An 8,962-nucleotide genomic window follows, 5' to 3' on the forward strand; every position below is an offset into this window, starting at 1 on the left:
ATTTCGCTCCGTGCAATGATCACGGTTTCATATAACGGCATTGTGACTCCCTTCGGCTGGTTTCAGCTCCGGTCCGGGTCTGGACCCCCCAAAATCGGGGCGAGCATTAGCCGGGCGCGATGCCACGCACCCAGCAGGGGAGGGCAGCCTTTGGCATGTTTCCCCGCACGCGGCAAGGGGCTTCCCCGCGTTATCAGTTCCCGCGCATCGCCTGTTTGATCTGCTCGCCGGTTTTATATTGGCTGAGCGCGTAGACCGACCACAAAGCCGCGGGAATCCAGCCGATCAGCGTGAGTTGCAGCAGCAGGCAGAGGATGCCGGCAAACGGGCGGCCGATGGTGAAAAATTGCAGCCAGGGCAGAAAAATCGCGAGAAACAGGCGCATGCACGCTCCTTGTCAGGGATGATTTCCCGGCTATAGCGGCTGCGGCTCCAGATGTAACCTCGCCTCCACAATGTCGCTCTCGCCCGGGATATGCCCGATCGTGAAGCCCAGGTGTTTGATGAAGGCCAGCATCGGCGCGTTATCGGCCAGTATCTGGCCGGTGATCTCCACAACCCCGCGGGTCCGCCCCCAGGCGATGATGGCGCGCATCAACTCGCTGCCCAGCCCCATGCCCTTGGCGGCGGGTTCCACCACCACGGCGAATTCAGCGGATTTCCCATCGGTATCGTCGCAGACGAGGCGTGCAACGCCGACGGTCTCCTGGGTTGTCTCGCGCACGGCGATGATCGCCATTTCCCGCTTGTAGTCCACATCCGTCATGCGGGTGACCTGCTCCACCGGCAGGGTGCGCATGGCCGAGAAAAACCGGTAGCGCATGTCTTCGGCCGAGAAGCGCGCGAGCATCGCGGTGTGGGCATCGGCATCCTCCGGGCGGATGGGGCGCAATACAAAGGTTTGGCCCTTGGCGGTGTAGCGGCTGCTCAACTCGCTGGGGTAGGGGGAGATGAGCAGCGCCGCGCGCGCGGTGCCGGGGGGGCGCAGCAAAATACGCGCGCTGGCGGCGATGGCGCCATGCTCATGCGCGAAGATGGGGTCAAGGTCGAGCAGGAGGATTTCAGGTGTGTCGATAATCAGCTGGCTGACCCGCACCAGCGTGGCGGCAATGGCCTCCTCATCCGCCGCCGGCGCGCCGCGATGCGCCGCCAGAGCCGGGGCGATGGCCGCGCGGCGGATGAGCGCATGTGCCAGTGTGAGGTTAAGGGGCGGCAGGTCGGCGCCAAGCTCCGAGACATTCTCCGGGTCGCCGCCGCCGGGGCCAAAGCCGATGACAGGACCGAGAACCGGATGGTCGCTCACCCGGATGCGCAGTTGCGTGCCGCGCGGCGCCTGCTGCTGCACCACGAAGCCGGCCTGGGAGGCATCGGCGCCCTGCTGCGCGAGACGGAGCAGAATCGCCCGCGCGGCGTCATGCACCGCGGTGGCGTCTGGCAGGTCCAGCACCACCGAGCCCGCGAACTGGTTGGTCGGAATGTCCGGGTGGGAGAGTTTGACCACCGCAGGGAAACCCAGTTTCGCGGCGGCGGCGGCGGCCTCATCGGGGGTCATGGCGTGGCGGCTGGCGATGACGGGGATTTTATACGCGGCGACGATCGCCAGAGCCTCGTCCTGCACGATCACCTCATGCCCGTCCGCGCGCGCGGCGTGGATGCGCATGGCGACGGCGGCTTTGTCTGGGGCGATTCGCAGCACGGTGGAATCGGGCAGTTCGCGCGCCGCCGCGCGGTTATGCCGGTTGCGCAGCAGGTGGCGGAACCCGGCGATGGCGGCCTCCGGCGTATCAAAGCAGGCAAGGCGCGCGGCGCTCAGCCGGTGGCGGTGTTCCAGCCCGTGCGCCTCGCCCAGGGCGGCGATGAGCAGCGGCACTTTTATGGTCTTGGCGCAGGCGATCAGCGCCTCGATGGCGGTGTCGTCCTCGTTGCCGCCGGGGGCATGCACCACCAGAATCCCGCCGACTTCCGGCGCGGTGGAGAGCGTGGCGGCGATCTCGGCCAGGCGGATGGGGGTTTTGCCGGAAAAAATCGGTCCCGGCGGCGGCAGGCTGCCCAGTGTCAGGGCAAGCGCCTGGGCGGTTTGCGGGCTGAGTTCGGCCAGGTTCAGCCCGGCGCGTGTGGCCGCATCGGCGGTAAGGCGGCCGATGGCGACCGAATTGGTGACAATCGCCAGCGCATCGCCGCGCGCGGGCTTCACGCGGGTCAGGGTCTCCGCCGCGGCGATGAACTCGGCCACTGAGAAAGTGAGCAACACGCCCGCCCGCGAGAGCGCGGCCTCCAGCGCCGCGGGAAAATCTCGCATGGCCTCCTGCGGCCCGCCTGGCAGGCGCACGCCGGGCGCGATGGCGACCACCGGGCGCAGCCGCGCGGCGGCGCGCGCGGCGGAGAAGAACTGCGGCGGATCGCGCAGGCGGTCCACCTCCATCATGATCGCGGTGGTGGAAGGGTCGCGGGAGAAATAATCCAGCACCAGGCCGAAGCCGACATCGGAATTGCCGCCGATTCCGGCGAAATGGCTGAAGCCGACGCCATTTGGCACCGCCCAGTCGATGACGGTGCGCGCGATGGAGGAAGACTGCCCGACAAAGGCGGCCCGCCCGTGCGGCGGCACAAGGGTGAAGGGAGAGGCGTTGAGGCCGAGCCCGGGTACAATCAGGCCGAAGGAATGCGGCCCCAGCACGCGGATACCCGCCGCCCTGGCCATGGCGGCGAGGCCCGGAACCTGCGAGAGCACGATGGCGCCGCGCGCGCCCGCCGCCGCGTGCCGCGCCAGGGCCGCGGGAACATCCGCCGCGTCATCGGCAACAAGGGCAAGATCGGCGCCCTGCATCGCATCAGCTTCAGTGGCGATGCTGCCGGTGAATGCGGCGGCCCGCAAATTGGCCAGAACCCGACGCCCCAGCACGGTCGCGCTCCCGCTCAGGCTGACCGATTCGGGGTGGAACACGCGGGCCGGATCGAAATGCCGAATTGCTGCAACCACCATCGATGTGTCCCCTGTCCTGCGTCTTATACACGCTCATCCACAGGACTATCCACTGCCGCGACTCAGCGGTTCAGGCTATGATGTAGATCATGAATTCCATCGATCCTCCGCTGCTGGGCCTCTCCCAGCGGTTGCCCCCCAGCAATACCCAGGCCGAGCAGGCGCTGCTCGGCGCGTTGCTCGCCAACAACAAGGCCTATGAGCGGGTTTCGGAGTTTCTCTCGCACGAGCATTTCGCCGATCCGGTGCACGGGCGGATTTTCCAGGCCATCGCGCGGCGTTGCGAGGCAGGGCAGATCGCCGATCCGGTGACCCTGCGTGGCGAGTTCGAACATAGCGGCATTCTCGACGAGGTGGGCGGCACCGCTTATCTGGCGCAGCTGCTCTCGGCGATGGTGGGCATCATCAACGCCGGGGATTACGGGCGGTTGATCCGCGATGCCTGGCTGCGCCGGCAGTTGATCGACATTGGCGAGGTCGTGGTCAACCGGGCGTTCGGCGCCGAGCCGGAGCTGGACGGCGCGATGCAGATCGAGGCGGCGGAGCAGACGCTGTTCAATCTGGCGACGCAGGGCGGCGCCGAGGGCAAGGGACTCACCTTCAAGGAGGCTCTGGCCGCCGCCATCGAGAATGCCTCCAAAGCCTTCCAGAATCAGGGGTCGGTCTCCGGGCTCGATACCGGGCTGCGCGATCTGAACAAGCGCACCGGGGGCATGCACCCGTCCGATCTCATCATCCTGGCCGGGCGGCCTGGCATGGGCAAGACCGCGCTGGTGACCAAGATCGCCTTCGGCGCGGCCAAGGCGCTGCTCGCCAATGCGCGGGTCGACAATCCCAACGCCATGGCCAAGGGCTGCGTCGCCATCTTCTCGCTGGAAATGAGCGCCGACCAGCTGGCGACTCGTCTGCTCGCCGAGGAGGCGCGCGTCTCGGCCGATAAAATCCGCCGCGGCGAAATCTCCGCCCGCGATTTTGATAATTTCGTGAAGGTCAGCCGGGAGATTTCCGATATTCCGCTGATCATCGACGATACCCCCGCGATCACGCTCTCCGCCCTGCGCACGCGTTGCCGCCGCCTGCAGCGCACCAACGGGCTCGGGCTGGTGATCGTCGATTACCTGCAACTGATGCGCCCGGCGGCGGGCACCAGGCCGGAGAGCCGGGTGCTGGAAATTTCGCAGATCACCCAGGGGCTGAAAGCCATCGCCAAGGAGCTTGCCGTGCCGGTGATCGCGCTCTCCCAGCTCTCGCGCGCGGTGGAGAGCCGCGACGACAAGCGCCCCCAGCTCTCGGATCTGCGCGAGTCAGGCTCCATCGAGCAGGACGCGGACATGGTGATGTTCATCTATCGCGATGAATATTACCTGCAGCAGAAAGAGCCCAAGATCGTCGCCTTTGAACGAGAGGACAAGTACCAGGAGGCGATGGAGAAGTGGAAGGCGGACATGCAGAACGTGTACCAGAAGGCCGAGCTGATTTTGGCCAAGCAGCGCCACGGCCCCACCGGCAAGATTGACCTGTTTTTCGAGGGCGAGTTCACGCGGTTCGCCGATTTGGACACTGTACATGAGTAAGCCCGGCATGGGTAAGCCCGCGTTTTGACCGCCCTGCTGGAAATCGACCTCGCCGCGGTGGCCTGGAACTGGCGCAAGCTGGCGGCAATGCACGCCGGCGCCACGGCGGGGGTTATTAAGGCTGATGCTTACGGGCTGGGTGCCGCGCAGGTGGCGCCAAAGCTACTGGCGGCGGGGTGCCGGCATTTTTTCCTGGCGCATCTGGCCGAGGCTGTGGCCCTGCGCCCGCTGCTGCCCGGCGTGATGCTGGCGGCCCTCAACGGCCTGCGGCCCGAGGAGACGGGCGATTGCTATGCGCAGGGCATCGTCCCCGTGCTGGGCTCGCTGCATGAGCTGGGCTGGTGGCGCGCCGAGGCGGCGTTGCGCGGCGCGGTGCTGCCGGTAATCCTTCAGGTCGATACAGGCATGGCGCGCCTCGGGCTTTCGGCGCAGGAGCTTGCGGTGCTGCGTGAGGATGCGGCGCTGCTGCAAGGGCTGCGGGTGGAGTATGTGCTCACGCATCTCACCAGCGCCGAGAAACCGCGCGCGCCGGTGAATCAGCGCCAGGCGCAGGCCTTTGCCGGGATTATGCGTCAGTTCCCAGGGGTGAAAACCAGTTTCGCCAATACCTCCGGCATGTTCCTGGGGGCTGATTTCGCCTCCGGCCTCGCCCGTCCGGGGGCTGGGCTGTACGGGCTGAACCCTACCCCAGCGGCCGCCAACCCGATGCGCCCCGTGGTGCGCCTGAGCGCCCCGATTCTGCAAATTCATGAGGTCATGACCGGCGGTGCCGTGGGCTATGGCGGCACCTGGGTGGCCAGGCGCCCCAGCCGTATCGCCACGGTCGGCGTGGGTTATGCCGATGGTTATCTGCGCGCGCTCTCCAACGCGGGGACGGCGCGCTTTGACGATACCCCGGTGCCCCTGGTAGGCCGGGTATCGATGGACCTGACAACATTCGACGTGACCGGCCTGCCAGTCTCCCCCGGCGACATGCTGTGCCTGCTGGGGGCGGGGCATGGGCCTGATGAGCTGGCCCGCGAGGCGGGAACCACTGGCTATGAAATTCTCACATCCCTGGGGCGCCGTTACCGGCGGCGGTATATCGGCGCATGAAATTCCCCCTTAACATGGTCCCCGCCCTTGGCGCGCTGGTGCTGGGCACGGTCGAGTTCGTGGGCGAGCTGGGGATTTTCGCGATCTCCGGCGTCTCGCATGTATTCCGTCCGCCGTATTATCCCCGGCTCATCTGGCGCAGCCTCATGGAAATCGGCTTCTACTCGCTGCCCGTGGTGGCGCTCACCGCGCTGTTCACCGGCATGGTGCTGGCCTTGCAGTCCTACACCGGGTTTTCACGCTTCAACGCGGAGAGCGCGATTGCCAGCATCGTCGTGCTCTCGGTCACGCGTGAGCTGGGGCCGGTGCTGGCGGGGCTTATGGTCTCCGGGCGTGCGGGCGCCGCCATGGCGGCCGAGCTTGGCACCATGCGGGTGACCGACCAGATCGACGCGCTCTCCACCCTGTCCACCAACCCGATGAAGTATCTGGTCGCTCCCCGGCTGCTGGCCGGCGTTATAGCCCTGCCGCTGCTGGTGGGCATTGCCGATATTCTGGGCGTAATGGGCGGGTTCCTGGTCTCCACCGAGAAGCTGGGCTTCACCCCGGGGACGTATCTCATCAGCACCTTCTCGCACCTGAAGGTAGAGGATGTGGTCTCCGGCCTGATCAAGGCCGCCGTGTTCGGCTTCATCATCTCGCTCATGGGCTGCTTCAACGGCTACCGCTCCAAGGGCGGGGCGCAGGGCGTGGGTGCCGCGACGACTTCGGCCGTGGTCACCGCCTCGATCCTCATCCTGGCGCTGGATTATATTCTCACCCAGGTATTGTTCGTTAAATGACCCAGCCGAAAATCCGCATCCGGGGGCTGAAAAAGGCTTTTGGCGAAAAGAAGGTGCTCGACGGGATCGACCTCGACGTGATGCCGGGGACCGGCATGGTCGTCATTGGCGGCTCGGGTTCAGGCAAATCGGTGCTGATCAAATCCATCATCGGGCTGGTAACGCCCGATTCCGGGGTCATCGAGATCGACGGCGAGGATGTGCTGAAAGCCTCGCGCGGCCGGGCACATGAGCTGCGCGCCCAGATCGGCATGCTGTTCCAGAACGGCGCGCTGTTTGATAGCCTGCCGGTCTGGGAAAATGTCACCTTTGGGCTGCTGGCGCAGAACAAGATCCGCCGTTCCGCCGCGCGTGACAAGGCGATTGAAGTTCTGGCGCAGGTTGGCCTGGCGGATAATGTCGCCGCCCTCTCGCCCTCGGAGCTTTCGGGCGGCATGCAGAAGCGCGTGGCGCTGGCGCGCGCCATCGCCTCCGAACCGGCGATCATGTTCTTCGATGAGCCGACCACCGGGTTGGACCCGATCATGGGCGCGGTGATCGACGAGCTGATCGTCGATTGCGTCAAGCGCCTGGGCAGCACCTCGGTCGCCATCACGCACGACATGGCAAGCGCTCAGCGCATCGGTGACCGGGCGGCGATGCTCTATGAAGGCCGCGTGTGCTGGACCGGCGCGGCGGAAGAGTTATTGACCAGCACCGACCCGGTGGTGGACCAGTTCACCCACGGCCGCGCGCACGGGCCGATCAAGATGGCCCTGCGTAGGTAAGGTCCAGCAGGCTGCCGGCCAGATCTTGGAACGGCTGCTCGTTGTGGCCGCGCGGGATCATGTGAATCGGCGGTTTGATGAAGCGGCGCAGCGTGGCGGCGGTTTCTTCCAGGCTGGCCGCAGGCGTCTCGCTTTCGCTCAACACCACGGCGGCGACCGTGATCCCCCGGAAGGCCAGGAAATCCACGGCGTTGATGGTATGGCTGATGGTACCGAGATAAGTGCCGGCCACCAGGATCGCGGGGATGCGCAGGGCTGAAATCCAATCAGACACCAGCCTGCTTTCATCCAGCGGCACGGCGACCCCGCCGACCCCCTCGATCAGCAAGGTGCCGGGCGCGGCGTTGATGGCCACCTGGCAAAATCTGGTGAGCAGGGCAAAATCGACCCGCCGCCCCTCGCGCGCGGCCGCCATGTCGGGCGACAGCGGCGCGCTAAATCGCCAGGGGGAGATGGTCTCGATATTCTGCCGTGAGACGGCCTTGCCCATCGCGGCGAGCAAAACGGCGCTGTCCGAATGCGTGGCGTTGTCAAGGGAAAAACCGGTCAGCAAAGGCTTGATTGCGCTTGCGGCCTTTCTGCCGCGGCGCGCCGCCCGGAGAATACCAGCCGTCACGTAGGTCTTGCCTATGTCCGTGCCGGTAGAGGTAATAAAATAGCTGACCATAGTTCCACTCTTTCCTCCTTTGAAGCATGGGTTTAACCTCCAAGGCAATCAGTTAGGAGACCGCTTTTGCCCGACAGCCATATTGTCACAAACCTACGCTGGCGCCGTGAGGATGTTGCCGCCTTGCTGGCGCTGCCTTTTCCCGAGCTGATGTACCGCGCGCAGAGCGTACACCGCGAGAATTTCGACCCGCAGCGGGTGCAGATTTCCACCCTTCTCTCCATCAAGACCGGCGGCTGCCCGGAGGATTGCGGCTATTGCCCGCAGGCGGCGGGGGCTGACACGGGAACCAAGGCCTCCAGGCTGATGGCGGTGGAGGCTGTTCTGGCCGAGGCGCGCGCGGCCAAGGAGAAGGGTGCGGCGCGCTTCTGCATGGGCGCTGCCTGGCGCGGCCCGAAGGACCATGATCTGGAGCATGTGTGCGATATGATCGAGGGCGTGAAGGCGCTCGGGCTGGAAACCTGTGTGACCCTGGGGATGCTCACCGCGCCGCAGACCGCGCGGCTGAAGGATGCCGGGCTCGATTATTACAACCATAACCTGGACACTTCCCCCGAGTATTACGGCAAGGTGATCACCACCCGCACCTATCAGGACCGGCTGGATACGCTGGCGAATGTGCGCGATGCCGGGATCAACGTCTGCTGCGGCGGGATTGTCGGCATGGGCGAGGATGAGAGCGACCGCGCCGGGCTGATCGCCACACTGGCAAACCTGCCGGTGCCGCCGGAATCGGTGCCGATCAACGCGCTGGTGGCGGTGGAGGGCACGCCGCTGGCCAAATCCGAGCCGATCGACGCGATCGACTTCGTGCGTGTCGTCGCGGCCGCGCGCATCACCATGCCAAAGAGCTATGTCCGGCTCTCGGCGGGGCGCGAGGCGATGAGCGACGAGGCCCAGGCATTGTGCTTCCTGGCCGGGGCGAACTCGATCTTCCACGGTGAGAAGCTGTTGACCACGAAAAACGCCACCGTGAACCATGACGAGGCGCTGTTCGCCAAGCTGGGGATACGGCCTGAATAAGGCGCGCGGGGCTGGCGGGGCGGCCGCGCGCCAAAAAAATAATGCGCGCGGCCGCCCCGCCAGCCCCGCGC

The 8,962-nt window shown here is 65.9% G+C and carries 8 protein-coding genes; 5 read left to right on the top strand and 3 right to left on the bottom strand.

What is annotated here, in order from left to right; translation table 11 throughout:
- Nucleotides 1–193 precede the first annotated feature (193 nt).
- Complete coding sequence (locus HKL97_RS00350; protein WP_291421721.1) at nt 194–385, bottom strand: YqaE/Pmp3 family membrane protein; 192 nt, start codon at nt 383–385, stop codon at nt 194–196.
- Nucleotides 386–415: 30 nt separating this feature from the next.
- The gene (locus HKL97_RS00355) at nt 416–2,983 is read right to left on the bottom strand and encodes a bifunctional acetate--CoA ligase family protein/GNAT family N-acetyltransferase (RefSeq protein ID WP_291421723.1); all 2,568 of its coding nucleotides are present in this window, start codon (nt 2,981–2,983) and stop codon (nt 416–418) included.
- An 89-nt stretch (nt 2,984–3,072) separates the two neighbouring features.
- On the opposite strand from HKL97_RS00355, the gene HKL97_RS00360 reads away from it, so the two are divergent.
- Genes HKL97_RS00360 through HKL97_RS00375 form a run of 4 tightly spaced genes read left to right on the top strand, consistent with a single transcriptional unit; the run spans nt 3,073 to nt 7,201 of the window.
- The gene (locus tag HKL97_RS00360; RefSeq protein WP_291421725.1) at nt 3,073–4,557 is read left to right on the top strand and encodes a replicative DNA helicase; all 1,485 of its coding nucleotides are present in this window, start codon (nt 3,073–3,075) and stop codon (nt 4,555–4,557) included.
- 24 nt (nt 4,558–4,581) lie between these two features.
- Nucleotides 4,582–5,652, top strand: coding sequence for an alanine racemase (gene alr, locus HKL97_RS00365; RefSeq protein ID WP_291421727.1), 1,071 nt, complete (start codon nt 4,582–4,584; stop codon nt 5,650–5,652).
- Entirely contained in the window at nt 5,649–6,434 is a 786-nt protein-coding gene (locus tag HKL97_RS00370; RefSeq protein WP_291421730.1) for an ABC transporter permease, read from the top strand. The genes alr and HKL97_RS00370 overlap by 4 nt, the downstream gene beginning before the upstream one ends.
- Nucleotides 6,431–7,201, top strand: a complete 771-nt coding sequence (locus tag HKL97_RS00375) for an ABC transporter ATP-binding protein (RefSeq protein WP_291421732.1) — start codon at nt 6,431–6,433, stop codon at nt 7,199–7,201. The genes HKL97_RS00370 and HKL97_RS00375 overlap by 4 nt, the downstream gene beginning before the upstream one ends.
- Here HKL97_RS00375 and bioD read toward each other — a convergent pair.
- Nucleotides 7,179–7,868 carry a dethiobiotin synthase gene (bioD, locus tag HKL97_RS00380; protein WP_291421734.1) on the bottom strand — a complete coding sequence of 230 codons (690 nt, stop codon included), beginning with the start codon at nt 7,866–7,868 and terminating at the stop codon, nt 7,179–7,181. The genes HKL97_RS00375 and bioD overlap by 23 nt on opposite strands.
- Before the next feature lie 66 nt (nt 7,869–7,934).
- On the opposite strand from bioD, the gene bioB reads away from it, so the two are divergent.
- Nucleotides 7,935–8,891 carry a biotin synthase BioB gene (bioB, locus tag HKL97_RS00385; protein ID WP_291421737.1) on the top strand — a complete coding sequence of 319 codons (957 nt, stop codon included), beginning with the start codon at nt 7,935–7,937 and terminating at the stop codon, nt 8,889–8,891.
- The last annotated feature ends 71 nt before the right edge of the window (nt 8,892–8,962 follow it).

It is taken from the genome of Acidocella sp., assembly GCF_013044125.1.
Lineage (GTDB): Bacteria > Pseudomonadota > Alphaproteobacteria > Acetobacterales > Acetobacteraceae > Acidocella.

Excerpts from the sequence above, each read along its gene's own strand:
- HKL97_RS00350 (WP_291421721.1), bottom strand. The coding sequence starts at position 385 with ATGCGCCTGTTTCTCGCGATTTTTCTGCCCTGGCTGCAATTTTTCACC.
- HKL97_RS00355 (WP_291421723.1), bottom strand. The coding sequence starts at position 2,983 with ATGGTGGTTGCAGCAATTCGGCATTTCGATCCGGCCCGCGTGTTCCAC.
- HKL97_RS00360 (WP_291421725.1), top strand. The coding sequence starts at position 3,073 with ATGAATTCCATCGATCCTCCGCTGCTGGGCCTCTCCCAGCGGTTGCCC.
- HKL97_RS00370 (WP_291421730.1), top strand. The coding sequence starts at position 5,649 with ATGAAATTCCCCCTTAACATGGTCCCCGCCCTTGGCGCGCTGGTGCTG.
- HKL97_RS00375 (WP_291421732.1), top strand. The coding sequence starts at position 6,431 with ATGACCCAGCCGAAAATCCGCATCCGGGGGCTGAAAAAGGCTTTTGGC.
- bioD (WP_291421734.1), bottom strand. The coding sequence starts at position 7,868 with ATGGTCAGCTATTTTATTACCTCTACCGGCACGGACATAGGCAAGACC.